Raw genomic sequence first — 26,768 nt, 5'->3', positions numbered from 1 at the left:
CACGATGTCCCCTGGTACGACCCTCAGCCGGCGCCCCGCTCGACGGCTCCCGGCAACGCTGGCCGGAGCCACGGCCGGCGCCCTCGTCGTCGGCCTCGCCGCGATGCCCGCACACGCCGAGTCCGGCACCGACCGGCCGATCGGCACGGTCGCCCGTACGGTGGGCGACGCCCACTTCGAACCGGGCCCCTGCCCCAGGACCGCGGACCCGATCCCCGATCTCGCGCGCGCCCGCTGCGGCACCCTCACCGTGCCCGAGAAGCGTTCCCAGGCCAAGGGGCCCAAGGAACCCCAGGGGTACGGGGGCCACGACGGACGCACGATCACCCTCGCTGTCGCGATCATGCCCGCGGAGCGCAGCCGCCCGGCGCCCGACCCGATCGTGTGGCTCGCCGGCGGCCCCGGCGACGACGCGGTCTCCGAGATCCCGATGGCGCTCGCCGGCCACCTGAACCGCGACCGCGACGTGATCTTCATGTCCCAGCGCGGCACCTACTCGGCCGACCCGGAGCTCACCTGCCCGAACATCGACCGGTTCAACGCCCGCGCCCTCGGCCTCGTCTCCAACGCGCCGTCCACCGGGCGCCTGCACGTCGAGGCGACCCGGGCCTGCCGCGACCGCGTGGACGCAAAGGGCGCCGACCGCAGCACCTACAACGACATCGAGAGCTCGGCCGACTACGACGCCCTGCGCAAGACACTGGGTGTCAAGAAGTGGAACGTCTTCGGGATCTCCTACGGCACCCACCTGGCGCTCAACTACATGCGCCTGCACCCGAAGGGCATCCGCTCGGTCGGCATCGACGGCGTCCTGCCGCCGTCCATCGCCGGCGGGGCCGTGACCTGGAAGGCGGCACGAGAGGGTTTCGACGGCCTGTTCAAGGCCTGCGAGAAGCAGCCCGCCTGCAACACCCGCTACCCGCACCTGAAGGCCACCTTCCTCCGCCTCGTCAGTGAGCTGGAGGCCAAGCCGATCACCACCACCGTCACGGTCCCGGTCCACCCGGAGCCGGTGAAGGTCGTGCTGGACGGGGGCAACCTGGTCACCTGGCTGACCTCGGCCACCCACGTGGCTGCCGGGGTGCCGCGCTCGATCGACGAACTGGCCCACGGCAACCCGCAGCGGATCGCCGAGCAGCTCGCGGGCGGCAAGTACAGCCCGCAGGCCATCGGAAGGGTCGCCCACGGGCTGGTCTACGGCGTCTTCTGCAGTCAGTGGACTCCGTACGAGAGCCGGGCCGACATCATCCGGGGCGGACGCCGCGCGTTCCCGACGTTCCCCCGATCGATGCTGGCCAACGCCCCGCAACTCGCCTGGCTCCACGACGACTGCCGTGCCTGGGACGTCCCCCCGGCGCCCCCGTGGGTCCGGGACGTGACCCGCAGCGACATCCCGACCCTCGCCCTGTCCGGCGGGTTCGACGCCCAGACGGCGCCGAGCAACGGGGCGTACGTCGCCCGTACGCTGAGTCGCTCCACCGCCGTCACGGTCCCTTACGTCGCGCACGTGGTGTTCGCCGACTCGCGGTGCGCGCAGACGATCACCACGTCGTTCTTCGCCCGCCCTGCCGCGCCGGACACCAGCTGCGTCGCGGGACTCCAGCCACCGCAGTTCGAGATCGCACCGTAGGTCGCTTGCCGGCGACCGCCGCCCACGGCGCCGGAACCGGCGGGGCCTGCATCCTCCGACGTGGTGGATGCAGGCCCCGGTGGTGCAGGCCCAGTTGTCCGTCCGCACCTGCGTTCGCGGAAGTTCGCCCAGGGTGTCCGACTGGAGCCACGGGGCGCCGGCACCGGGCCTACTTCACGGACCCCGCCATGACCCCCTGCACGAAGTGCCGCTGGAAGGCGAAGAACACGGCCACCGGGACGATCAGGGACAGGAACGCGCCCGGCGCGAGCACATCGATGTTGCTGCCGAACTGCCGTATCTGCGACTGGAGTTCCACGGTCAGCGGCTGGGAGGAGCTGTCGGCGAACAGCAGCGCCACCAGCATGTCGTTCCACACCCACAGGAACTGGAAGATGGCCAGGCTCGCCAGGGCGGGCCGTCCCACCGGCAGCACGAGCCGGGTGAAGATGCGCCACTCGTTGCCCCCGTCCATGCGGGCCGCCTCCAGCATCTCCCGCGGTATCTCGGCGAAGTAGTTCCGCAGCAGGAAGATCGCGAACGGCAGGCCGTAGGAGACGTGGAAGAGTACGACGCCGGGAATCGTGCCGAACAGCCCCAGTTGGCCGAAGAGTTTGGCCACCGGCAGCAGGCCGATCTGCACGGGCACCACCAGGAGCGCGACCACGAGCAGGAAGAGGGCGTCACGGCCGGGGAACTCCAGCCAGGCGAAGGCGTACCCCGCCAGTGCGGCGATCGCCACCACCAAGAGCGTCGTCGGCACCGAGATCAGCACGGTGTTCCAGAACGCCTGCGTCATCCCGGCGTTGCCCAGCAACGATGTGTAGTTGTCGAAGGACAGCTGGCCCGGACTGGTGATCGCCGTCCACCAGCCGCCCTTGGCCGTGTCCTGCGCCGACCGCAGGGACGACACGAGCAGTCCGGCGAGCGGCGTGAGCCAGAGCAGTCCGATGACCACGAGGACGGCCTGCACCAGGCTGTTGCCGAGCCCGCGCCGAAGCGCACTGAGGTTCATCGCTGACTCCCTCGGAAACGACGGACGTTGAAGACCATGGCGGGGATCACCAGCAGCAGGAGCAGCACGCCGAGGGCGCTGCCCAGTCCCTGGTCGTTGCCGCCGCCGAAGGACACCAGCCACATCTGGGTGGCCAGCACGGTGGCGTCCTCCTGCACCGGGCCGGGGGCGATGATGTAGACGAGGTCGAACACCTTCATCACGTTGATCACGAGGGTCACGAAGACCACCGTGAGCACGGGCGCCAGCAGCGGCACGGTGATCCGGCGGAACACCTGCCACTCGTTGGCGCCGTCCATCCGCGCGGCCTCGAGCGAGTCACGCGGCAGCGTGGACAGGCCCGCGCCGATCAGCACCATCGCGAAGCCCGTCCAGATCCACAGGTAGGCGCCGATGATCGCCGGGGTGACCAGTGCAGGGCCGAGCCAGGACACGCCGTCGTAGGGCTGGGCGAAGTTCGAGCCGGGGAGGGTGACGGTGTACGAGCCTGTCTCCAGGCCGGGGAAGCGGAAGGAGCCGTCGGCCGCGGTGGTGGTGCTCGCGACGGTCCTGCCGTCGCGCACCGCCTCGACCTCCATCTTCGGCAGCCCGCTCTCCCGGCGGTCCACCACACCCTGCTTCCCTCCCCCGCCGGGGGTGAAGTCCAGGTAGACGACTCCGCGCAGTTCGCCGGGGCCCGCTGTGCGGGCGGCCGCCGGGTAGGCCGGTTCCGCGCCGGCCGGCAGCTCCTTGGGCGCGACGCCGACCAGGCCGAGGGCGACCGTGTCGCCGGGCGACACGCTCGTGCCGGTGCGGTACGAGCCGTCGGCGCCCCGGGTCAGGCCCTCGCCGTCACGGGCGCGGGCGGTCGGGTAGGAGGCGGTGTCCTGGAAGGCGTCGTGGACGCCGACGGCCGCCGCGTTCAGGACGCCCTTGTCGGGGTCCTCGTCGTAGGCGAGCCGGAAGATGATGCCCGCGGCGAGGAAGGAGACGGCCATGGGCATGAAGAGCAGCAGCTTGAAGGCCGTGGCCCAGCGGATCTTCTCGACGAGCACGGCGAGGATCAGGCCCAGGCCGGTCAGCAGGGTCGGCGCCACGACCACCCAGATCGCGGTGTTGCGTACGGCTTTGAGGGTGGCCGGGTCGCGGAACATCTCGGTGTAGTTGTCGCCGCCCACGAACTGGGTCCCGGAGGCGTCGAAGAAGCTGCGGCCGACCGAGAACAGCACGGGGTAGACGACGAGGGCGCCGAGCAGGAGCAGCGCGGGCAGGACGAAGAGCAGGGCGACGGTCCTGCCCCGCCGCCGGGCCCGCCGCTTGCGGGCGACGGTCGCGGCGGCGGGTGGTGCGGCCGTCTTCGTGAGCGTGGCGGTCATCGCCGGTCAGCCCTTGTAGGCCTTGGCCGCGGCGGTCTCCAGCTGCGCCGCGGTGGCCTTCGGGTCGGACGGGTCGCGCAGGAAGTCCTGGAGGATCTTCCACTCGCCGGCGCCCTTCGTCCCGCCGAACGCGGCCGGGGCCTGGTCGGACATGTCGAAGCGGACGGAGTCCCCGGCGGTGATGAGCGACTTGGCGGTGGTGCGGGTGACGTCGTCGCCGTAGGAGGCGAGGTCGAGCTTCTTGTTCGGGGAGAGGAAGCCGCCCGTCTCGGCCCAGACGGCGGCGGCCTCCGGGGTGGCCAGGTACTCCAGCAGCGCCATGCCGGCCTTGGAGTTCTTGCCGTCCTTGAGGACGACGGCCGCGTCGCCGCCGCTGACCACGGGTGCCTCGCCCCCGCCGACGGGCGGGAACGCGAAGAAGTTGGCGTCCTGGCCGATCTTCCGGCCGAACTGGTCCTTGGCGACGCCTGCGACGAAGTCGCCCTCGTAGACCATGCCCGCTTCGGGCTCGGGCCCGAAGACCTTCTCGACGGAGCCCGGGAAGTCGGTGTTGAGAGCGCCCTTCTGGCCGCCCGCGAGGAGCTGCTTGTCCTGGAAGAGCTTGCCGAGCGTGGTGAGGGCGTCGACCACGCTCTGGTCGGTCCACTTCAGTTCGTGGGCGGCGAGGGCGTCGTACTTCTCGGGTCCGGCCTGGGAGAGGTAGACGTTCTCGAACCAGTCGGTGAGCGTCCAGCCGTCCTGGCCCGCGACGGAGAAGGCTGCGAGGCCCGAGTCAGAGACGGTCCGCCCGGCCTTCAGCATCTCGTCGTAGGTCTTCGGGGGCTGGACGCCGGCCTGGTCGAGGGCGGCGGGGCTGTACCAGACGGTCGACTTGTGGGCTGCCTTGAAGTAGAGGCCGTAGAGGGTGCCCTTGACGCTGCCGTAGTCCTTCCAGACCTTCGCGTAGTTGGCGGCGACGGACTTCTGGGTGGTCGACGACAGCGGCTCGAGCCAGCCGTTGCCGGCGAACTGCTGGAGCACGCCGACCTGCGGGACCATCACGACGTCGGGGGCGTTGCCGCCTTCGATCTTGCTGCCGACGACGGTGGAGACGTTGTCGCCGGTGGACACGAACTGGGTCTTGGCGCCGGTCTTCTCGGCGAACGCGTCCAGCACCTTCTGGAAGTTCTTCTGCTCGGCACCGGACCAGACGCCGGCCACGGTGACCGTCTGACCGCCCAGTGCCTTGTCGCCGCCGCCCGCAGAGACGGGGTCGCCGCCTCCGCAGGCGGTGGCGCCGAGTGCCAGGACGAGAGCGGTGCAGCCGCTGAGCAGGGTGGTACGTCGTCGCATCATCGTTGATGTCCGTTCGTAGAAGGGGAGTTGGCGGCGGATGGAGAGGTGGTCGTGCTCAGGAGTCGGTGTCGTCACCGATCCACCAGGCGGCCGTGGAGCCGGGGAGCACCCCGGCCCGGCAGGGGCCGCTGGACAGCAGGGGGATGCCGGGAACGGGCGCCGGGGCGGGTGCCGTTCCGAAGTTGACGGCGCAGACCAGCCCGTCGCCACGGGCGAAGGCGAGGACGCCGGGCTGGGTGTCGAGCCAGCGCAGCGTGCCCTCGCCCAGCTGGGGCAGGGTGGCGCGCAGCTGAAGGCCGTCGCGGTAGAGGTGCCAGAAGGAGCGGGTGTCTGCGAGGGCGCGATCGGTGGCGTACTCGGCGAAGTAGTCGGGCTGCGGCAGCCAGGGTTTGGTGGCGTCGACGCCGGAGGTGAAGCCGAACGGTGAGGCCTGCCCGGACCACGGCAGCGGTACCCGGCAGCCGTCGCGGATACGGGCCCGGCTGCCGGTACGGCGGAAGATCGGGTCGGTGAGCACGTCGTCGGGCAGGTCGACGACCTCGGGCAGGCCAAGCTCCTCGCCCTGGTAGATGTACGCGGCACCGGGCAGCGCCAGCAACAGCAGGGCGGCGGCGCGGGCGCGGGCGGCACCGAGGCCGCTGCCCTCCACGGCCGGCTCGCCGTAGCGGGTGACCGTGCGGACCTGATCGTGGTTGTTGAGGACCCAGGTGACGGTCGACCCCGTTCCGGCGATGTCCTGCATGGCCTCGGTGATGACCTTGCGGAAGGCGTCGGCGTCCCAGGAGGCGCTCAGCAGGTCGAAGAAGAAGGCCTGGTGGAGTTCGTCGGGGCGGACGTACAGCGCGTGTTCGCGGGCGGTCGGGACCGAGACCTCGCCGACCAGGAGCCGTTCGCGGCCGTCGTGTGCCGTGTACTCCTCGCACACCGCCCGCCAGCGCCGCCACACGTTGTGCACCTCGGGCTGGTTCCAGGCGAGCGGGTTGACGGAGTCGCGGGTGCGGGCATCGGCCTCGGGATCCGGCGAGTCGGGCAGCTCGGGGTGCTTGAAGAGGCCGGCGGCCACATCGATGCGGAAGCCGTCGACGCCCCGGTCCAGCCAGAACCGCAGTGCACGGTCGAAGTACGCGCCGACCTCGGGGTCGCGCCAGTTCCAGTCGGGCTGTTCGGGCGTGAACATGTGCAGGTACCACTGGCCCGGACGGCCGTCCGCCTCGGTCACCCGGCTCCAGGCCGGGCCGCCGAACATGGCGTGCCAGTTGTTGGGCGGCTCGGCGCCGTCCGCTCCCCGCCCGTCGGCGAAGTGGAACCGGGCCCGGGCGGGACTGCCCGGCGCCGAGGCCAGCGCCTCGCGGAACCAGGGGTGCTCGCTGGAGCAGTGGTTGGGGACGATGTCGAGCAACACCTTGACGCCCAGCCGCCGGGCGGCCGCCACCAGCCGGTCGAACTCGGCGAGGTCGCCGAAGAGCGGGTCGACGTCGCAGTAGTCGGCGACGTCGTAGCCGTGGTCGGCTTGCGGGGAGGGGTAGAAGGGGCTCAGCCAGATCCCGTCGACACCCAGCTTCTTCAGGTACGGCAGTCCGGCGCGGACTCCGGCGAGATCGCCGACGCCGTCGCCGGTGCTGTCCAGGAAGCTGCGGACGTACACCTGGTAGATCACTGCTTCACGCCACCAGTGGTGCGTGTCGATGCGCATGTCGATGCGCGTGTCGATGTGCTGGGAGCTCACCCGTTGGCCTGTCTGTGCGGGCTGACTGTTATGCATGCATGTTATGTAGGCGTTTCACGGAGGTGTCAACGAACAGGCAGCAGTCATCTGACGAGCGGGGGTGACAGAAGTGAAGTTACCGGGGCAAATCGCACCCGGTTGATACATCGGCGTTACCTAACATGTAACTAGGGAAGGTCGATGTCGGCTGAGGGAAGTCAGCCGCGGCGGGAGATGGCTGCCAGCTCCCGGGCCAGCCGACGTACCGCCGCCTCGGGCGTCGAGTGCCCGGACATCGCGTCGTGCACGACCGCCTGAACCACCATGCTGACCTGGTCGTAGCGCGGGCTCTTGGGCCGCGGCGCGGCCGTCAGGACGCTCGCGCGCAGGGTCGGCAGGTACGGGAACCGGCGCACCAGTTCCGGGTCCTCGTACAGATCCGCGCGTACGGGCGGCAGCGCGCCCCGGGTGAGCACCTGCCGCTGGACGCCCTCGCTGGTGAGGTACGCGATCAGGCGCGCGGCGGTGTCGGGGTGCTCGGCATGGGTGTTGACGGCCAGGTTGGAGCCGCCGAGCACGCTGGTGCCGGGCCCGTCGCGCCCCGGCAGCGGTACGGCGCCGACCTTGCCGGCGAGCGCGGAGCCCGTGGCGGAGGCGCTGACGTACGCGTAGGGCCAGTTGCGCAGGAAGAGGAGGTGTCCGTCCTGGAAGGCCTGCCGGGACTCCTCCTCCGTGTAGGTCAGGGCCTCCTTCGGCACCCAACCGTCCCGGACGCCGCGGGCGAGGAACCCGATGCCCTCGCGGGCGGCCGAGTCGACGGTGACGCGGTCGCCCTCGTCGCCGAGGATCGTGCCGCCCGCCGAGTACACGGCCTCGGCCGCATTGACGGTGAGGCCCTCGTAGGGCAGGAACTGCCCCGCGTAGCCGTCGAGTCCGTGCCGGGGCGCGATGGTCTTCGCGGCCCGCTCCAGTTCGGCCCAGGTGCGGGGCGGCGGGACGCCCTCCTCGGCGAGGACGTCCTTGCGGTAGAGGAGCAGCCCGGCGTTGGTGACGTAGGGGACGGCGTACAGCCGGCCGTCGTACGTCGCCGTGTCCACGACCGGCCGGAGGAAGGTGTCCAGCGGAAAACGGTCGCGCGGCAGCGGGCGGATCCAGCCGGCGGCGGCGAACTCCGAGGTCCAGGCGACGTCGATGTTGAGGACGTCGAACCGGCTGCGGGTGCCGCCGCGCAGATCGGTGATCATCTGGGCGCGCGACTCGTCCGCCGAGTCCGGCAGTTCGACGAGGGTGACCTTCTCGCCGGGATGGGCCCGGTTCCAGCCCTGGAGCAGCGGGCCGAGATAGCCGGTGAGGTCGCCGGCGGTGGCGAGGGTGAGCGGTCCGCGCCCCTCCGGCCCGCCTGCCGCCCGGGCGCCGGAAGCGCCGTAACCGGCCAGGACGACGGCGAGAACGAGGAGGCCCCTACCGGCGGCACGTATCCACCGCATAGGTTCCTCCCAGTACACCGGCGCCGGGCACCCTCGCCCGGAGTCAGAGGCTATGTATACCCGTTAGGTATGGGCGATACTAGGGCCTGGAACACAATACGAGGCTGCGAGGAGGACAGCACGAGTGCGCCTGCCCCTCCTGGCCCTGCTGGCGCGCGGCCCGGCCCACGGCTACGAGCTCAAGCAGGACCTTGAGCGACTGTTGGGCGCCGCGTACCCTCAGCCGAACATCGGCCAGATCTACGTGACTCTGAGCCGCCTCGAGAAGACGGGGCTGATCGAGGGCGAGGAGGTCGAGCAGTCGAGTCGGCCCAACAAGAAGATCTACCACCTCACGGACGCCGGCCAGGAAGCGCTGCGCGTCTGGTACGAGGAGACGGCGGACGAGCCGCGGTTGCGGGACGAGTTCTTCATGAAGCTCGCGCTCGCCCCGCAGACCGGTCTCGCCGACCAGATCGCCCTGATCAACAAGCAACGACGCCACTACCTGAACACCATGCGCACCCTGTCGAAGCTCGTCACCGGCGAGAACCGCGACAACCGGACGGCCCGGCTGCTCATCGAGGGCGCCATGCTGCACCTGCAGGCCGACCTCGACTGGCTGGAGCGCTGCCAGGAAGAACTGGAGGAGCCGGAGTGAACGACACCCCCACTCCTGCGCTGCGGGCCGAGGGTCTCGTGAAGACCCACCACGGCGAGGGCGCTCCCGCCCATGCCGTGCGCGGGGTGGACCTGTGTGTGCGGCAGGGCGAGTTCGTGGCCGTCACCGGTCCGTCCGGCGCCGGGAAGTCGACGCTGCTGCATCTGCTGGGCGGCCTGCAGCGGCCGGACAGCGGCAGCATCTGGCTGGACGGCGTGTGCACGGACGGCTACAGCGAGGCGCAGTGGGCCGTGGCCCGCCGGCGCCGGATCGGCGTCGTCTTCCAGTTCTTCAACCTGGTCTCCAACCTGTCCGTCGCCGACAACGTCGAACTGCCCGCGCTGCTGGCCGGGGTCTCCCCCAAGCGGGCCCGCGCGGAGCGGGAGGAGCTGCTGGCCGAGCTCGGCCTGACCGGCAAGGAGCGGAGCATGCCCGGTGAGCTGTCCGGCGGCGAACAGCAGCGGGTGGCGCTGGCCCGGGCCCTGGTGAACCATCCGCCCCTGCTGCTCGCGGACGAGCCCGCGGGCAGCCTGGACAGCAAGGGCACCCGCGAGGTGACCCGGCTGCTGTCCCGGTTCCACCAGCGCGGCCAGACCATCCTCCTGGTCACCCATGACGCGCGCATGGCGAGCACCGCGGACCGGGTGATCAGCTTCTTCGACGGGCGGATCGCCGACGACGCGACGCTCGACGGCACGCCGTCACCCCGCAAGGGGATATCCGCGGTGCTGGAACTGAAGGACTGACCCATGCGAGCCACGCTGCGCTGGGCGCACTCGGACCTGCGGACGCATCGCGGTGAAGCGCTGTTTTTGGTGCTCGCCACCGTCGGCGTCGTCACCTCCCTGCTGCTGGCGGCGGCGCTCTTCGGGTACGCGACGAACCCTTGGGAACGTGTCTTCACCCAGTCCCGTGGCGCACACGTGTCGATCCACACCGGTCCCTCGGCCGATACGGCCAGGCTCGCCGGGCTGGCCGGCGTCGAGTCCGTCGCCGGCCCCTACCCCACCGCTTCCACCACGGTCGCCTCCCGCGGCGCCCGCGCCCCGGTCGAACTGCGTGGCACCACCGAGCGACCCGCGGTCGGACGGCCCCTGCTCGTCTCCGGCCGCTGGCTCGACCCGGGGAGGCCCGACGGTGTGGTGCTGGAGAGCAGCCTCGCCCGGGCGCTGCTGGCCGAGCCCGGAGATGTGCTCACCCTGCCGGGCGGTGCCGCGACGCTGACCGTCCTCGGCGTCGCCGACAGCCCCGAGCCGCACTACCGCCAGGGTGAGCAGCCGGGCCTTGCCTGGGCGCTGCCGTCCACCGTGCCGCGCACGGGCACCGACCGCGGTCAGGTGATCGGGCTGCGTCTGACGGATCCCGGGGACACCGACTACGCCGTCCAGCGCGCCGTCACCGTGCTCGGCGCCGGCGCCGTGCGGGAGGTCGCCACCTGGCAGCAGGCGCGAGCCGAGGCGCAGGGCGACGACCGGCTGCTCGGCCAGATACTCGGCCTGTTCGGTCTCGGCGCGCTCGTCGCCGCCGGACTCGCCGTGCACGGGGCCATCGGTACCCGCATCCGAGGGCATCTGCGGGACATCTCGATCCTCAAGGCGATCGGTTTCACACCGGGCCAGGTCATGCGGGTCTTCCTGCTCCAGCATCTCGCCTACGCGCTGCTGGGCGCCGTGGCCGCGGCGGGGCTCACCCAGGCGCTGGGCAGCCGGCTGCCGGGGCGGCTGGGGGACGCGGTCGGGGTGTGGCAGGGGCTGCCGGGACATGCGGCGACCCTGGTCGTGGTGCCGGTGGGAGTGGTGCTGTTCATCGGCGCGACCACCGGGCTCGCGGCCTGGCGGGCGGGCCGGGTGCCGCCGGTTCCAGTGCCGCGGACCGCAGGCCCGGCCGGGGGGCGGCTGTCGGGCGTGGCGCGTCGCGCGCTCGGCCTGCGGCTGCCGCCCGCGCTGGTCCTCGGCTGGCACAAGGCGTTCACGCGTCGCCCGCGTTCACTGGCCACGATCGTCCGCCTCGCGCTGCCGCTGACGCTGATCGTGGTGGCGATGAGCGCGTGGACGACCATCGACCGCTTCCACCGCACGCCGGAGGAGATGGGGCTGGCGGCCGCGCTCACCGTCCGCGCCGACGACGGCCTGAGCGACGCCGCGACCCGGGAGCTGCTGGCCCAGCGTCCCGAGGTCGCCGCCGCCTATCCGGGCGTCGAGGTGGCGGCCCTGGTGCCGGGCCAGACGGCGACGATCGCCCTGCGCGGTCTCGGCACCCGTACGGATCCGTACCCCTACACGCTGGCCGAGGGCCACCCCGCGCACGGTTCCGACGAGGCGGTGGCCGGGCAGGGACTGCTGGACCTGCTGGACGTCCGGGTCGGCGACTGGGTGCGCATGACGGTGAGCGGCCGGCCCCAGATCCTGCACATCGTCGGCCGCAGCATCGAGCCGGAGAACGCCGGCCGGGTCATCTCCACATCGCTCGACACCCTCCGGGGGAACGACGCCGAACTCCGGCCGACGCTGTACCAGGTCCGGCTGCGGGACGGCGCGGATCCGCACCGCGTCGCCGCCGAACTGAGCGCCGCGGCCGGGCGTGGACAGCTGGACGTGCACACCGTGACGAACCCCGCCGACGGTCTGTCGCCCCTGCGCAGTGTCGTCGTCGGCCTGCTCGGCGTCCTGGCGCTCATCGGGCTCGTCGATCTGCTGACCAGCATCGGCGGTGCGCTGCGCGAGAGCGAACGGGATCTGCTCGCCTTCAAGGCGATCGGCTTGTCGCCACGGCAGATCACCGCGATCACCGTCACGGCCACGGGGTGCACCGTGGGGGCCGCGATCGCCGTGGCCATGGCGGTGGGCCTGCCCCTCTCCTCCTGGTTGATCGACGCCCAGGGCCGGTCGAGCGGCATCGGAGCCGGAATCGCACAGGCTCCGTCCCCCGTGGCACTGACCGCGTTCGGCGCGACGGCGTTGCTGGGCGCCGTGGCACTCGCCGCGCTGCCGGCGACCCGCGCCTCCCGGCGCCGCCTCGCGGACACGATGAGCGCGGTGGCGTAGCCCGCGGAAGTGAGGGCCGGACGCCTTGAGGTCCCCCGGAGCCGGGCAAGATTGAGGTCGGGCGAGGGAACTCACAGGGTGACGTTCGACGTCTCCCTCGTGGGCCCCGCCCGCACAGGACGCCCAAACCGTCCGGGGCTCACCCGGTCGTCGACCGGGTGAGCACGGCTGATCAGGTGCGTCAGACCGTCGTGACCACCTGGTCATAGGCAAGGCGGGGGGAACGGTCGAACCATGCGTTTTCACCCGGCTTGCCCATGTTGACCACGGCGAGAACCGAGTGCTCGCCGTCGGCGAAGAACTCCTTGTTGATGCCGTCGGCATCGAATCCGGTCATCGGGCCGGCGGCCAGGCCCGCAGCCCGAATCCCGAGAATGAAATAGCCCACCTGCAGAGCGGCATTGAAATTTGCGGATTGTTCCCGCACGCTCCGGTCGGAGTACATCAGGTCCTTGGCCTGCGGAAAATGTGGGAGCTGCTCCGGAAGCTCCTCGTGGAACTCGTTGTCCGCGGCGAGAATCGCGACCAGCGGCGCCGTCTCGGCCTTCTTGTTGTTCCCTTCGGCGAGGTGCTGGACCAGACGCCGGCGAGCCTCGTCCGAACGAACCAGGACGATACGGAGCGGCTGCTGGTTCAGCGACGTGGGAGCGTACTTGACCAGGTCGTAGATGGCTTGAACCTGCTCGTCCGTCACCGGTTCCTCGGTGAACGTGTTGGCGGTACGGGCCTGCCGGAAGAGCAGGTCCTGCGCCGCGGGGTCGAGACTGAGAGACATGGATACATTCCTTGCGAACGAGGGGAACGGTCGACTCATGGGTGAATTTTTCGACCATTTCTGCACGGTCGGGAGAATACCTGAGAGAAGCTGCACCTGCCTACCGCGGAGCGGAAATGGCGATATCGCTCGACCTTTTTGAGCCATAACGCAACGGCGGCCGGTGACACGCATTTCCCATTCGCGGTATTGGAGATTGGGGGAGCGTCTTCCACCGGTCACCCACCGGCAAGGGCGACGCCGAGGACGCCACCGTCATCGGCGGCAAGCCCAGGCCGTGCCGCGCCGGCCCGGCGACGAGTGAACGTTCTCGGGTCGTCATCATGCCCCTGCCTCACGCTGCACGGTGCTGCGTGGGCAGCAGTTGTCGGCAGTGCCCCGACGCCAGCTGCAGGAGCTCAGCGGACGAAGATCAGATCTTCTTGGCCACGTAGTGCCGGTAGCTGTCCACCGGCGGCATGAACTGCGACGGCAGCACGCCCATCTTCTTCAGCAGTCTGGTGGAGCCGCTGTCGGTGTAGCCCGCGAAGGAGCCGCCCACGGCCTCCGGGCCGACCCGCTTGGCCATGTGCCGCTGGATGGCACCGACCCGCTGCTCCCGCAGTGCCTTGTGGAAGGACCCCTCCGGGGACAGCCGCCCGTGGATCGCGGCCCGCACCTGGGGCGAGATGTCACGGTCAAGCACCCACTCCAGGCCGAGGTCTGTCTCCTGGAGCTCCTTCAGGAATGCGTGGCGTTGCGTGGTGTAGAGGTCGACGTGCGTGAAGTGGCCGCCCGGCTTGAGCACCCGCGCCACCTCCTTCAGGAACTTCTCCAGACTCGGGTAGTTGTGCGCGCTCTCGATGTTCACCAGGACGTCGACCTCGCCGTCCTCGAACGGCAGGTTCTCCGCGTCGCCCTGGACATAGCGCAGGCCCTTGCGGGACAACGAGGCGTTGGCCCGCTTGACGGCCTGGTCCGACAGGTCGAGGCCGATCATGCTCTTCGCGTCGACGACACGGGAGAGAAAGTTCAGGCCCTCGCCCAGTCCGCAGCCGACCTCGAGAACGAACTTGTCCGCGTAGTCGTCCAGGTCGAGCGGCACCTCCCTGAGTGCGGCGAAGTACAGCTCCTCGGAGAAGCCGTCCGTGTCGTAGTCGAGGAATCCGGGAATGCGGGCGCTGATCTCCTTGGCCACCTGGTCGTCGTGGTAACCCCAGTTCCACAGGATGCCCTTCTTCGACATCCTGGCCTGCAGGTCGTAGCTGGTGGAGATGTTCTTCTTGTGTGTGCCCTCCTTGGCGCTCTGAGCGTCCTGATCATTTGTCAGGTTGATCTCGTTGACACTTGTGAACAAGCCATACATATCTTCGCGTGCACCCATGTTCCGTGTTCCTTTCTCATGGTGCTGCCAGAAATCGGTAAATTCGCCAGGGCGGGGGTTTTCAGTCGGCAGCCGGGAGCGGTGCCCCCAGCCGGTGGGCGAGTTGGTCCACCAGTTCGCCCAGTTCCTCGGGTCCGTTCGCCGCGCCGAAGACGGTGAAGTCGGGGCGCACCAGCACGGCCGTCGCGCCGTTCTCGGCCAGGTACGGCAGATAGCGGCACTCGATGTCGACCACAGCGCCGGGACCGGACTTCCCGGGTTCCGTGCCCGCGGGCAGGATGTACGCGCAGCGCGTGCCGAGACCGTCGAGGAAGACGCGCCGCCGGTCGTCGAGCAGCGCCGCCGGATCGCTGACGGCGAGCAGTACGAAGCCCAGTCCGACGATCTCGTCGAGCAGTCCCTCCCCTTCGGCGTCCGCCACCCTGGCCTGTGGGAACAGGGTGCCGGCCGGCCTCAGTGGCGTGCCGTCGCTGGCCCGTTGGAACAGGCCTTCGTCGAGGGGGACCACGGTCGACATCGGCAGCGCGGCGGCGCCCTCGCGGTCGCGGGCAGCCAGCATGATCGCGTCCCGGTCGGCGGCGGCTGCGGGATCGGTCACGCAGATGACCTTGCCGAGTTTCACGGACGTGGTGACGGCGTTCTGGACGTGCGCCCGGCGCTCGACGGTATAGGTGTCGAGTACTGAGTCGTCGGCGAGACCGCGCAGTGCCAGGTCGAGCTTCCATGAAAGGTTGGCCACGTCCCGGAAGCCCGAGCACATGCCCTGCCCCGCGAAGGGCGGCATGAGGTGTGCGGCGTCCCCCGCTATCAGCAGCCGGCCCTTGCGCCACTCCCCCGCCCAGCGGGCCTGGAAGGTGTAGACGGCGTGCCGTTCGAGTGTCGCGTTGTCCGGGTGGACGGAGAACATCTCCAGCATGCGCCACAGGGTGTCGTCGCGCCTCAGCTCCTCGATGTTCTCGCCCGGCAGCCGCATGAACTCGAAGCGGCGGTGCCCGGGGCCGGCCGACACGGCGGTCCGCGGCCGCTGCGGGTCGCAGATCTGCAGGTTGTTGGGACGGAAGTCGCGCGGCTCGTCCAGTACGACGTCGCAGATCAGCCAGTCGTAGAAGAACCCGAGGTCGGTGAGAGAACTCTCCATGGACTCCCGGACGAAGCTGTTGGCCCCGTCGCACCCCACGACGTACCGCGCGGTGAAAGTGTGTTCCTGCTCGTCTGGGTCCTCGGAGATCACCTCGACCAGGTCGCCGCGGTCGTCGAGTTCGACGACCTCCTGTCCGCGGACGACCCGCAGGTTCGGGAAGTCGGTGCCCCGCTCGATGAGCATGGCCTCCAGTCCCGGCTGGTACATGGCGGTCGCTTGCGGCCAACCGCAGTGGCCGTTCGCGGCGCTCTCCATGTGCAGCAGGGTGTCGCCGGCGGCGTTGCGCCAGGCGTAGTCCCGTGAGTTCTCCCCGAACTTGTCGAGGAAGGGCCCGATGCCGGCGGCCGCCAGGATACGGGCAGCCTCGTCGTCGAAGCCAACGGCCCGCGGCATGGGGTACGGCTGGGACCAGCGCTCCACGACCGTGACCCGCCAGCCGCGCCGGGCCAGCAGGATCGCCAGCACCTGCCCCACCGGGCCGTAGCCGACGACGGCCACGTCCGTGTCGGTGACGGCTTCCGTCTCGGTCCCGCCGCCGGCCGTCTGCGTCTCCACTGTCATCTCCGTCCGGTCCCGCCTCAGCCGTTGCCTGCGCCTGCGAGGATGTCCTTCACCACGCGCTCGAACTCGGCCTTGTCGATCAGGGTGCGGGTCGTTTCGAGACCGTTCTCCACTGTCAGCAGCCGCCTTCCCGTGAGGACGAGCTGCCCGATGTCGGTGGCACGGCCGCGCAGCACGGTCCCGGCGAACAGCGAGTCCTTCACGATCTGCTCGGCGGCGGAGTCCCGCGGACTGTCCCAGTCGGAGACGGCCCGGGCTTTCGACTCGAACCGGTACACCGACCGCCAGTCGCCGGTCGCGGCCCTGCGTTCCAGCACGTGGTAGGTGCCGTCCGCCGTGAGCCGATAGGAGCAGCCGAACTGGTGCTGCACCTCGTCGGTCATCCGCAGCGGTTCCAGATACGACGGTCCGGCGAAGCCCACGTCGACAAGCCAGGTCTCGCCGTCCAGCCGCACACAGGTGAAGGTGTGCTCGAAGTCCGGCCCGAACTGCCCGTTGGGCCAGCGCTGCGACGCGGCCAGGATCGAGACGTCGTAACCGAGTTCGGTCAGGAGCCTGCGGAACAGGCCGCTCAGGTCGTGGCACACACCGCCCGCGCCCTCGACGACGATCGCCCGAAACGTGTCGTCGATGTCGATGTCGACGACGTTACGGAAGCCGGTGAAGCTCTTGATGAAGTGACTGCTGTCGTAGGCAATCGACATCAGGTGCTTCTTGTGCAGTGCGCGAAGCGTCTCGGAGCTGGGCTCGGGCACCTCCGTGAACCCCAGACGGTGCAAGTAGGTCTCCACCTCGAACATCCGGTTACTTTCCCTTCTCCGTGTGGTCCCACTTGGCCAGCAGCTCACGCAGCCGCGAGACGGCCCGCGTACGCGACGCGTCGTCGTGCAGAGTCGGAGCCAGTGCCGATTCCAACTTGTCGATCTCCTCGGCGACCGTCTCCGGTGTGACGGTCAGTTCGGGCTCGAGGGCGTCCAGCATCAGCTCGGCGATCATGCCGGCGGTGGGGAAGTCGAAGATCAGGCCCTGCGGCAGGTCGAGTCCCGACATCCGGTTGAGGCGGTTGCGCAGTTCGAGACCGGTCAGCGAGTCGAAGCCGATGTCGAGGAAGGCGAGCCCGTCCTCGACCACCGTCGAGCCGGCGGCGTGACCGAGCACCAGTCCGGCCTCCGCCAGCACCAGGTCGGTGAGGACCGTCAGCCGCTCCTGAGGGGACAGACGCAAAAGCCGCGCCCGCAGCGCCTTGCCGTCGTCCCCCGTCTTCGCATCCTTGCCACTGTCGGTGGCGGTGCCGGTGACCGTGAGAGCGGCGGCCTCGGGCAGTTCCCGCAGCAGCGGGCGTTCCCTGGCCACCGTGTAGGACGGCGTGAACCGCGACCAGTCGATACCCGCGACCACGAGGTGCCCCTCGCCGCCCGCCATCGCCTGGCCCAGGGCCTCGACCGCGAGTTCAGGCCGCATCAGCTCGATGCCGACCTCCGCGAACTCCTCGGCCACGGTCTCGTCGACCATGCCACCGCCGGCCCAGGCACCCCAGGCCACAGCGGTCGCCGCCCGGCCCTCGGCGCGCCGCCGATGTGCGAGCGCTTCGACGAAGGCGTTGGCGGCCGCGTAACCGCCCTGCCCCGCACCGCCCCAGACAGCGGCGCCGGAGGAGAACACCACGAAGGCGTCCAGCGGATGGTCGGCGAACAGGGCGTCGAGGTGCACGGCACCGGCGACCTTCGCCCGGCTCACCTCGGCGAACTCCGCGACGCTGCTGTCCGCCAGTTGCGTGGGTTCCTGTGCGGCGCCCGCCGCGTGGAAGACAGCGGAGACAAGCATGTCGGACGGAACCGCGGCGATCACCTCGGCGAGCGCGGTCCGGTCGGTGACGTCGCAGGCCACTACGGTGACGCGGGCGCCGAGTGCGGTCAGCTCCGCCTCCAGCGCGTCCGCCCCTTCGGCGGCCCGGCCTCGGCGACTGAGCAGCAGCAGGTGCTCGGCACCCCGACCCGCGGCCCAACGCGCCACGTGAGCGCCGATGCCACCGGTACCGCCGGTGACCAGGACCGTGCCGTGTGGCCTCCAGGGTTCACTGGACACCGTGCCGTCGGCAGCGGTGGACTCGGCCCGGGTCATACGACGCGCGTACGCGCCCGTGGCCCGGATCGCCACCTGGTCCTCGCCGTTCTCTCCGCAGAGCACGGCGACCAGCCGGCCCAGCGCCGTCTCGTCCGGCCCGGCGGCCACATCGACCAGCCCGCCCCAGGACCTGGGGTGGTCGAGAGCCAATACGGTGCCGAGACCCCAGATCATGGGCTGAGTCTCGCTCCTCACCTCTCCGTCCTCCCGGACCGCGACGGCTCCGGAAGTCAGGCACCACAGCGGGGCGGTGATGTCCAGATCCTTGAGCGACTGGACGAGGGTGATGGTGGCGGCCGTACCCCGCGACAGTGTCGGATGGCCGGCGTCCGGCCGCTCGTCCAGTGGCAGCAGGGACACCACCCCGACCGGTGTGGCCTTCGCCGTGTCCAGACCCACCCGGACGAGTTCCGCCAGGCCCTTGCGGTCCTCACCGTCCACGTCCACCCGCACGACGCGACCACCGTGCGCGGTCAGCGCGCCGCTCGTGGCCTCCGCCATCGCGTCAGCCTGCCCTGCGGGCACCAGCATCAGCCAGGTGCCGTCGGCGACGGCAGCACCTGATAACAGTGTGTCCGTTATCGGCCGCCAGTCGATCCGGTACCGCCAGCCGTCCAGCACAGCCTGGTCCCGGTGGCGGCGGCGCCACGAGGACAGAGCGGGCAGCACGCCGTCCAGGGCGGAGGCATCGAGCCGTAGAGACCGGGCCAGCGAGTTCGCGTCGCCGCTGTCCACGATGTCCCAGAACGCCGCGTCGACCGGATCGGCCGCCTTCTCGGGAACGGCCGGTTCGTCGCCCTCGATCCAGTAGCGCTGGCGCTGGAAGGCGTACGTGGGAAGGTCCACACGCTGTGCGCCGGTCCCGGCGAACACCTTCTCCCAGTCGACATCGACACCACGACTGTGCAACTGCCCGAGAGTGAGCAGCAGGGCCCGGTCCTCCGATAGATCCCGCCGCAGCGAGGGGACGCAGTCCTGCGCCACCATCGCCGACAGCACACCGTCAGGCCCCAGCTCCACGAACGTGGATACCTTCTGGTCGCGTAATGCCTGGACACCGTCGTGGAACCGGACCGTGCCGCGCACATGCTCCACCCAGTACTCCGGCGAACACAACCGACCCGCGTCCGCCACCTCACCGGTCAGATTCGACACCACCGGCAGCACCGGCTCGCGATACGTCAGCCCCGTCACAACCCGACGGAACTCCTCCAGCATCGGATCCATCAACGACGAATGAAAAGCATGCGACACCCGCAACCGCTTGGTACGGCGGTCCTCGAAACGGGCCACCACCGCCGCGACCGCATCCCCCGCACCCGACAGCACCAACGACGTCGCACCATTGACCGCAGCGATACTCACACCGTCGGTCAACAACGGCGTGACCTCGTCCTCCGCCGCCTCGACCGCGAGCATCACCCCACCCGACGGCAACGCCTGCATCAACCTGCCCCGCGCCACCACCAAAGCCGCCGCATCCTCCAACGACCACACACCCGCCACAAACGCAGCCGTCACCTCACCGATCGAATGACCCGCCACAACATCAGCACGCACACCCCAGGACTCCACCAACCGGAACAACGCCACCTCAACCGCGAAGAGGGCCGGCTGCGCATACCGCGTCTCGTCGAGCAGGTCCCCGCCCTCGAAGACCAGATTTTTCAGCGAACGGCCCAGACTCTCGTCCACGGCCGCGCACACCTCGTCGAACGCATCCGCGAACACCGGGAACGCGGCGTGCAGTTCACGCCCCATCCCCACCCGCTGCGCACCCTGACCCGTGAACAACACACCCAGACGACCCGGAATCACTACTTGCGGATCCACCGACGCAAGCCCCTCCCGCGCCTCCTCCACCGAACCCGCCACCACCACCGCACGGTGATCGAAACGAGCACGCGCCACCGCCAGCGAAAACGCCACATCCGTGAGACTCAGGCCAGGTTCCTGGCCAAGGAACCCGGCCAGCCGCGCCGCTTGAGCGCGCACCGCCTCCGGCGACCTCCCCGACACCACCAACGGCACCACCCCATCCCGCACCGCGCCACCCGGCGCTCCCGCACGCTCTACCCGAACCCCAGTCTCAACGCCCTCGATGATCACGTGCGCATTCGTACCGCTCAGGCCGAAGGAGGAGACCGCCGCGCGGCGCGGACGGTCCGGCGTCGCCGGCCACTGCCGCGACTCGGTGAGCAGTTCCACGGCACCCGCCGACCAGTCCACCTTCGGCGACGGCTCATCCACATGCAGTGTCTTCGGCAGCACACCGTGCCGCATCGCCTGCACCATCTTGATCACACCCGCCACACCCGCGGCCGACTGGGCGTGACCGATGTTCGACTTCAACGAACCCAGCCACAACGGCCGGTCCACACCGGACCGCTCCTGACCGTACGTCGCGATCAACGCCTGCGCCTCGATCGGATCACCCAACGAGGTGCCCGTACCGTGCGCCTCCACCGCATCCACGTCCGCCGCCGACAAGCCGGCGTTCGCCAACGCCTGCCGGATCACCCGCTGCTGGGACGGACCGTTCGGCGCGGTGATGCCGTTCGACGCGCCGTCCTGGTTGATCGCCGCGCCTCGCACGAGGGCCAGCACCTCGTGGCCGTTACGCCGCGCGTCCGACAGACGCTCCAGCAGCACCAGGCCCACGCCCTCAGCCCATGACGTGCCGTCCGCACCCGCCGCGAACGACTTGCACCGTCCGTCCGCAGCAAGGCCCCGCTGGCGCGAGAACTCGATGAAACTGCCGGGCGTGGACATCACGGCCACGCCTCCGGCCAGGGCGAGCGAGCATTCACCGTTCCGCAGCGCCTGCATGGCCGAGTGCATCGCCACCAGCGATGACGAACACGCCGTGTCCACCGTCACTGCCGGACCCTCGAACCCGAAGGTGTACGCCACCCGACCTGAGATGAAGCTGCCCGCGTTGCCGTTGCCGAGGAAGCCCTCCAGTTCCTCCGGTACGCGCGTGAGGTTGGTGGCGTAGTCGTGGTACATGGCGCCGGCGAAGACACCCGTCCGGCTGCCTTTCAGCGACGTCGGATCAATACCGGCCCGCTCCAACACCTCCCACGACGTCTCCAACAGCAACCGCTGCTGCGGATCCATCGCCAACGCCTCACGCGGACTGACCCCGAAGAACGCCGGATCGAACTCCCCCGCATCATGCAAGAACCCACCATGGCGAACCGTCGACTTACCCACCGCGTCCGGATCAGGATCGAACAACCGCGCCACATCCCAGCCCCGGTCCTCCGGGAACGCCGAGATACCATCACGCCCCTCGGCCACCAGACGCCACAGATCCTCCGGCGAAGCCACACCACCGGGCAGCCGGCACCCCATCGCCACAATCGCGATCGGATCCTCCGCCACCGAAACCGCAGACAGCCCCCGGCCCGCCACCGACTCAGCGGCCACCGCCTCCTCGCCCACCAACTCCAGACGCAAAAACTCAGCCAGCACACCCGGCGACGGATAATCAAAAATCAACGTCGCCGGCAACCGAAGACCCGTCACCGCATTCAAACGGTTCCGCAACTCCACCGCCGTCAACGAATCAAAACCAAGATCGTTGAACGCCTGCCCGGCACCGATACTCCCCGCACCCGCATGCCCCAACACCACCGCAACCTCACCCGACACCAACTCAACGAGATGACGTTGCTGTGCCTCATGGGTCAGCGTCGCGAGGCGATCCGCCAAGGTGTCACCCGTGGCCGAGCCGGTGTCTGCGGCCGCGGTCCGCGCCGTGCGGCGCGGCCGGCGGACCAGCCCGCGCAGCATTGCCGGCAGCTGCCCAGCCCGTGCCTGTTCCGTCAGGGCGGCGAAGTCGAACTTCACCGGAACGAGCACGGAGGCCTCGCCGGACAGGGCCGTGTCGAGCAAGGCCATGCCGTCCTCGGTGGCCAGCGGGAGCACGCCGCCCCGGCCCATACGGGCCTGGTCCGACTCACTCATCGTCGCGATCATGCCGCCGGACTCGGCCCAGAGGCCCCAGGCCAGGGAGACGGCAGGCAGACCCTGCGCCCGGCGCCACTGCGCGAAGGCATCCAGGAACGCGTTCGCCGCCGAGTAGTTGCCCTGCCCCGGACCACCGATCACTCCGGCGGCCGAGGAGAACAGGACGAACGCCGACAGATTCATGTCGCGTGTCAGCTCGTGCAGCATCAGCGCGGCATCGACCTTGGGTCGGAAGGCGGCGCCGATCCGCTCCTGCGTCAGGCTCGCGATCACACCGTCGTCGAGGACTCCCGCCACGTGCACAACGCCGGTCAGCGGCGCATCGGGCGAGACCGCCGCGAGAAGCTTCTTCACCGCCCTGCGCTTCGACACGTCGCAAGCCACCACGGTGACGCTCGCTCCCGCCGCCTCCAGCTCTGCCGTCAGTTCTTCGGCGCCGGGCGCCTCCGGTCCGCGACGGCTGGTCAGCAGCAGGTGGCGTACACCGTGTGCGGCGACGAGATGCCGAGCGACCAGGCTGCCCAGCGTTCCGGTGCCGCCGGTGACGAGCACGGTCCCCGTAGGATCCAGTACGGGGTCGCTGACGGAGTCGGCCGCGGCCCGCACCAGCCGGGGCGTGTGGGCGACGTCGGCGCGCAGCGCCACCTGAGCCTCCCCGGTGGCGAGTACACCCGCCAGGGCCGACCGGGACGCCTGGATTTCGTCCACGTCCATCAGCAGGACGCGGCCCGGGTTTTCGGCCTGCGCAGCGCGTACCAGGCCCCAGACCGCGGAGCCCGCCGGGTCGGTCACCTCGGGGTCGCCGGAGACCCCGACCGCGCCGCGCGTCACGACGAGCAGGCGGGTCGCCTCGAGTTCCGGTGCGGCAAGGAATGCCTGAAGGATGCCGAGGACACGGCCGACGAGGCCGCGGACCCGTTCGGGGCTGACGACACCGTCGACGGCGTCGACGACCAGCACCTCCGGCATCGACGCGCCGGACCGCACCAGTTCCTCGACGTCCAAGGCCATGGAGACCGGGTGCGGAACGACTGCGGCAGTGGTGTCGGATGTCGCTCCGGCCGGCATCGCGGTCCACTCGACGGCGAACAGGGCGTCCGTACCGGGACCGGTCCGCCCGGCGGCCTTGAGCTGCTCGTCGGCGACCGCGCGCAGCACGAGCGACTCGACCGACGCGACGGGGGTGCCCTCTCCGTCGGCCAGTTCCAGCGCCACCGATTCGGGTCCGGTGGGCGTCATGCGCACCCGCAGGCTGGTGGCGCCGGAGGCGTGCAGAGTCATGCCGTTCCACGCGAACGGCAGAATGAGCTTCCCCTCCTCGGCCTTCCGGTCGGTGAAGGCGCCGCAATGCAGGACCGCGTCGAGAAGTGCGGGATGCAGGCCGAACCCGGCCGCCGCCTCGGCATCGTCCGCCGGAAGCGCGACCTCGGCGTAGATCTCCTCTCCGAGGGTCCACAGCGTGTTGAGGCCCTGGAACAGGGGACCGTACGCGTATCCGGCGCTCGCCTGGTCCGCGTAGAAGCCGGTCAGGTCGACGGGTTGCGCACCCTCGGGGGGCCAGACCCCGAAGGCGGCGTCGAAGGCCGGTGCGTCGTCGTCGAGCTGGCCGCTGGCGTGGCGGACCCACGGGCTGCCGGCCTCGGTGTCGTCGGGCCGTGAGTACACCGCGACCGGCCGTACACCGCCGGTGTCCGCACCGACCGAGACCTGGATACGCACCGCGCCCCTGTCAGGGATCACGAGAGGGGCTTCGATGATCAACTCACGCAGGGACCGCGCACCGACCTCGTCCCCGGCACGGACAGCGAGTTCCACAAGAGCGGTACCCGGCAGCAGGACCGTACCGGACACGGCGTGGTCAGCCAGCCACGGCTGCGCGGCCAGCGACAACCGGCCAGTGGCAACGACACCACCGGTGTCGGGAACACTGATCACCGAGTCGAGCAGCGGATGCTCCACCGCGAACGCGGGGTCAGCGACCGGCACGTTCGAGTTCAGCCAGAACCGCTGGCGTTGGAAGGCGTACGTGGGCAGGTCCACACGGCGGGCACCGGCCCCGGCAAAAACCTTCTCCCAGTCCACATCGACACCACGCGAGTGCAACTGCCCGAGAGTGACCAGCAGCGCCCGGTCCTCCGCCAGATCCCGCCGCAGCGAGGGGACGCAGTCCTGCGCCACCATTCCCGACAGCACCCCATCAGGCCCCAACTCCACGAACGTGGAAACCTTCTGGTCGCGTAATGCCTGGACACCGTCGTGGAACCGGACCGTGCCCCGCACATGCTCCACCCAGTACTCCGGCGAACACAACCGACCCGCGTCCGCCACCTCACCGGTCAGATTCGACACCACCGGCAGCACCGGCTCGCGATACGTCAGCCCCGTCACAACCCGACGGAACTCCTCCAGCATCGGATCCATCAACGACGAATGAAAAGCATGCGACACCCGCAACCGCTTGGTACGGCGGTCCTCGAAACGGGCCACCACCGCCGCGACCGCATCCCCCGCACCCGACAGCACCAACGACGTCGCACCATTGACCGCAGCGATACTCACACCGTCGGTCAACAACGGCGTGACCTCGTCCTCCGCCGCCTCGACCGCGAACATCACCCCACCCGACGGCAACGCCTGCATCAACCTGCCCCGCGCCACCACCAAAGCCGCCGCATCCTCCAACGACCACACACCCGCCACAAACGCAGCCGTCACCTCACCGATCGAATGACCCGCCAGGTAGTGGGGACGCACACCCCACGACTCCACCAACCGGAACAACGCCACCTCAACCGCGAAGAGGGCCGGCTGCGCATACCGCGTCTCGTCGAGCAGGTCCCCGCCCTCGAAGACCAGATCCTTCAGCGAACGGCCCAGAATCTCGTCCACAGCCGCGCACACCTCGTCGAAGGCCTCCGCGAACACCGGGAAAACAGCGTGCAGTTCACGCCCCATCCCCACCCGCTGCGCACCCTGACCCGTGAACAACACACCCAGACGACCCGCCACCACACCCTGCGGATCCACCGACGCAAGCCCCTCCCGCGCCTCCTCCACCGAACCCGCCACCACCACCGCACGATGATCAAAACGAGCACGCGTCACCGCCAGCGAAAACGCCACGTCCGTGAGGCCCAGTCCACGGTGCAGTTCCAGATGGCCGGCCAGACGCCGGGCCTGAGCGCGCACCGCCTCCGGCGACCTCCCCGACAGAACGAGCGGTACGAGCCTGCGCGTCGGGGTCGGTTCGGGAGCGTCGTTCTCGACGGCTTCCAGGATGACGTGGGCATTGGTGCCGCTGATGCCGAAGGAAGAGACAGCGGCCCGGCGCGGACGGAACGGCGTCGCCGGCCACTGCCGCGACTCGGTGAGCAGTTCCACCGCACCCGCCGACCAGTCCACCTTCGGCGACGGCTCATCCACATGCAGTGTCTTCGGCAGCACACCATGCCGCATCGCCTGCACCATCTTGATCACACCCGCCACACCCGCAGCCGACTGGGCGTGACCGATGTTCGACTTCAACGAACCCAGCCACAGCGGCCGGTCCTGACCGGGCCGCTCCTGACCATAAGTCGCGATCAACGCCTGCGCCTCGATCGGATCACCCAACGACGTACCCGTACCGTGCGCCTCCACCGCATCCACGTCCGCCGCCGACAAGCCGGCGTTCGCCAACGCCTGCCGGATCACCCGCTGCTGAGAGGGACCGTTCGGAGCGGTCAGACCGTTCGACGCACCGTCCTGGTTCACCGCACTGCCCCGCACCAGAGCCAGCACCTCATGGCCGTTACGGCGGGCGTCCGACAGACGCTCCAGCAGCACCAGGCCCACGCCCTCAGCCCATGACGTGCCGTCCGCACCCGCCGCGAACGACTTGCACCGCCCATCCGGCGCCAGACCCCGCTGGCGCGAGAACTCGATGAAACTGCCGGGCGTGGACATCACGGCCACGCCTCCGGCCAGGGCGAGCGAACACTCACCGTTCCGCAGCGCCTGCATGGCCGAGTGCATCGCCACCAGCGACGACGAGCACGCCGTGTCCACCGTCACCGCGGGTCCTTCGAACCCGAAGGTGTACGCCACCCGGCCCGAGACGATGCTTCCGGCGGCCACGGCCGCTTCGTAGTCGTGGTACATCAGGCCGGCGAAGACACCCGTCCGGCTGCCCTTCAGCGACGCCGGATCAATACCGGCCCGCTCCAACACCTCCCACGACGTCTCCAACAGCAACCGCTGCTGCGGATCCATCGCCAACGCCTCACGCGGACTGATCCCGAAGAACGCCGCGTCGAACTCCCCCGCATCATGCAGGAAGCCGCCCTCCCGAACGTAGGACTTGTCGGCCAGGCCGGGGGTGGGGTCGTAGATTCCGTCGACGTCCCATCCCCGGTTCTCCGGAAACGGTGTGATGCCGTCACGTTCCTCGGCCACGAGACGCCACAGGTCCTCCGGCGAAGCCACACCACCGGGCAGTCGGCACGCGGCCGAGACGATCGCGATCGGTTCGGACGAGGCCGCAAGGATCCGGTCGCGCTCCTCTTTCAGTTGCTCGTTCTCCACGAGCGAGGCGCGCAGTGCCGCGACAAGCTTGTCCTCGGACACAGACATGTTTGAG

The 26,768-nt window shown here is 69.9% G+C and carries 14 protein-coding genes; 4 read left to right on the top strand and 10 right to left on the bottom strand.

The annotated features are described in order from the left end of the window. Positions 1–4 precede the first annotated feature (4 nt). A complete protein-coding gene (locus OG933_RS42325) occupies positions 5–1,630 on the top strand; it encodes an alpha/beta fold hydrolase (protein ID WP_405632614.1) in 1,626 nt (541 codons plus the stop codon). A 169-nt stretch (positions 1,631–1,799) separates the two neighbouring features. On the opposite strand, the gene OG933_RS42320 is transcribed toward OG933_RS42325, so the two are convergent. The 5 genes from OG933_RS42320 to OG933_RS42300 form a co-directional block, all read right to left on the bottom strand. Next, positions 1,800–2,645: a carbohydrate ABC transporter permease gene (locus OG933_RS42320; protein WP_142268407.1), complete on the bottom strand. Its 846-nt coding sequence runs from the start codon at positions 2,643–2,645 to the stop codon at positions 1,800–1,802. Continuing rightward, positions 2,642–4,000 (bottom strand): ABC transporter permease subunit, encoded by a 1,359-nt coding sequence (locus OG933_RS42315; protein ID WP_362533389.1) that lies wholly within the window; start codon positions 3,998–4,000, stop codon positions 2,642–2,644. Before OG933_RS42315 ends, OG933_RS42320 begins: the two co-directional genes overlap by 4 nt. 6 nt (positions 4,001–4,006) lie before the next feature. Then, a complete protein-coding gene (locus tag OG933_RS42310; RefSeq protein ID WP_405633700.1) occupies positions 4,007–5,335 on the bottom strand; it encodes an ABC transporter substrate-binding protein in 1,329 nt (442 codons plus the stop codon). A 55-nt stretch (positions 5,336–5,390) separates the two neighbouring features. Continuing rightward, positions 5,391–7,028: a glycoside hydrolase family 13 protein gene (locus OG933_RS42305; RefSeq protein ID WP_405633698.1), complete on the bottom strand. Its 1,638-nt coding sequence runs from the start codon at positions 7,026–7,028 to the stop codon at positions 5,391–5,393. A gap of 230 nt (positions 7,029–7,258) precedes the next feature. Continuing rightward, complete coding sequence (locus tag OG933_RS42300) at positions 7,259–8,527, bottom strand: ABC transporter substrate-binding protein (protein ID WP_405632612.1); 1,269 nt, start codon at positions 8,525–8,527, stop codon at positions 7,259–7,261. 124 nt (positions 8,528–8,651) lie between these two features. On the opposite strand from OG933_RS42300, the gene OG933_RS42295 reads away from it, so the two are divergent. The 3 genes from OG933_RS42295 to OG933_RS42285 are packed head-to-tail and all read left to right on the top strand — an operon-like array spanning position 8,652 to position 12,211. Further along, complete coding sequence (locus OG933_RS42295) at positions 8,652–9,167, top strand: PadR family transcriptional regulator (RefSeq protein ID WP_310431145.1); 516 nt, start codon at positions 8,652–8,654, stop codon at positions 9,165–9,167. Continuing rightward, the gene (locus tag OG933_RS42290) at positions 9,164–9,913 is read left to right on the top strand and encodes an ABC transporter ATP-binding protein (protein ID WP_362533395.1); all 750 of its coding nucleotides are present in this window, start codon (positions 9,164–9,166) and stop codon (positions 9,911–9,913) included. Before OG933_RS42295 ends, OG933_RS42290 begins: the two co-directional genes overlap by 4 nt. Before the next feature lie 3 nt (positions 9,914–9,916). Beyond that, positions 9,917–12,211 carry an ABC transporter permease gene (locus tag OG933_RS42285; RefSeq protein ID WP_405632609.1) on the top strand — a complete coding sequence of 765 codons (2,295 nt, stop codon included), beginning with the start codon at positions 9,917–9,919 and terminating at the stop codon, positions 12,209–12,211. Positions 12,212–12,392: 181 nt separating this feature from the next. Here the strand turns inward: OG933_RS42285 and OG933_RS42280 are convergent, their stop codons facing one another. From OG933_RS42280 to OG933_RS42260, 5 genes are all read right to left on the bottom strand, one after another. Next, a complete protein-coding gene (locus OG933_RS42280; protein WP_362533400.1) occupies positions 12,393–12,986 on the bottom strand; it encodes a malonic semialdehyde reductase in 594 nt (197 codons plus the stop codon). Between the two features lie 412 nt (positions 12,987–13,398). Then, entirely contained in the window at positions 13,399–14,331 is a 933-nt protein-coding gene (locus OG933_RS42275) for a class I SAM-dependent methyltransferase (protein ID WP_385254506.1), read from the bottom strand. 79 nt (positions 14,332–14,410) lie between these two features. Then, positions 14,411–16,051 carry a bifunctional 3-(3-hydroxy-phenyl)propionate/3-hydroxycinnamic acid hydroxylase gene (locus OG933_RS42270; RefSeq protein ID WP_405632605.1) on the bottom strand — a complete coding sequence of 547 codons (1,641 nt, stop codon included), beginning with the start codon at positions 16,049–16,051 and terminating at the stop codon, positions 14,411–14,413. 17 nt (positions 16,052–16,068) lie between these two features. Continuing rightward, a complete protein-coding gene (locus OG933_RS42265; protein WP_362533407.1) occupies positions 16,069–16,851 on the bottom strand; it encodes an arylamine N-acetyltransferase in 783 nt (260 codons plus the stop codon). Between the two features lie 4 nt (positions 16,852–16,855). Further along, a complete protein-coding gene (locus OG933_RS42260) occupies positions 16,856–26,755 on the bottom strand; it encodes a type I polyketide synthase (RefSeq protein ID WP_405633696.1) in 9,900 nt (3,299 codons plus the stop codon). Positions 26,756–26,768: the final 13 nt, after the last annotated feature.

The organism is Streptomyces sp. NBC_00016 (genome assembly GCF_045040885.1).
GTDB classification, from domain to species: Bacteria; Actinomycetota; Actinomycetes; order Streptomycetales; family Streptomycetaceae; genus Streptomyces; species Streptomyces coriariae.
The sequence above is the reverse complement of the archived record's forward strand: the minus strand, read 5'-3'. Positions and strand labels throughout refer to the sequence as shown.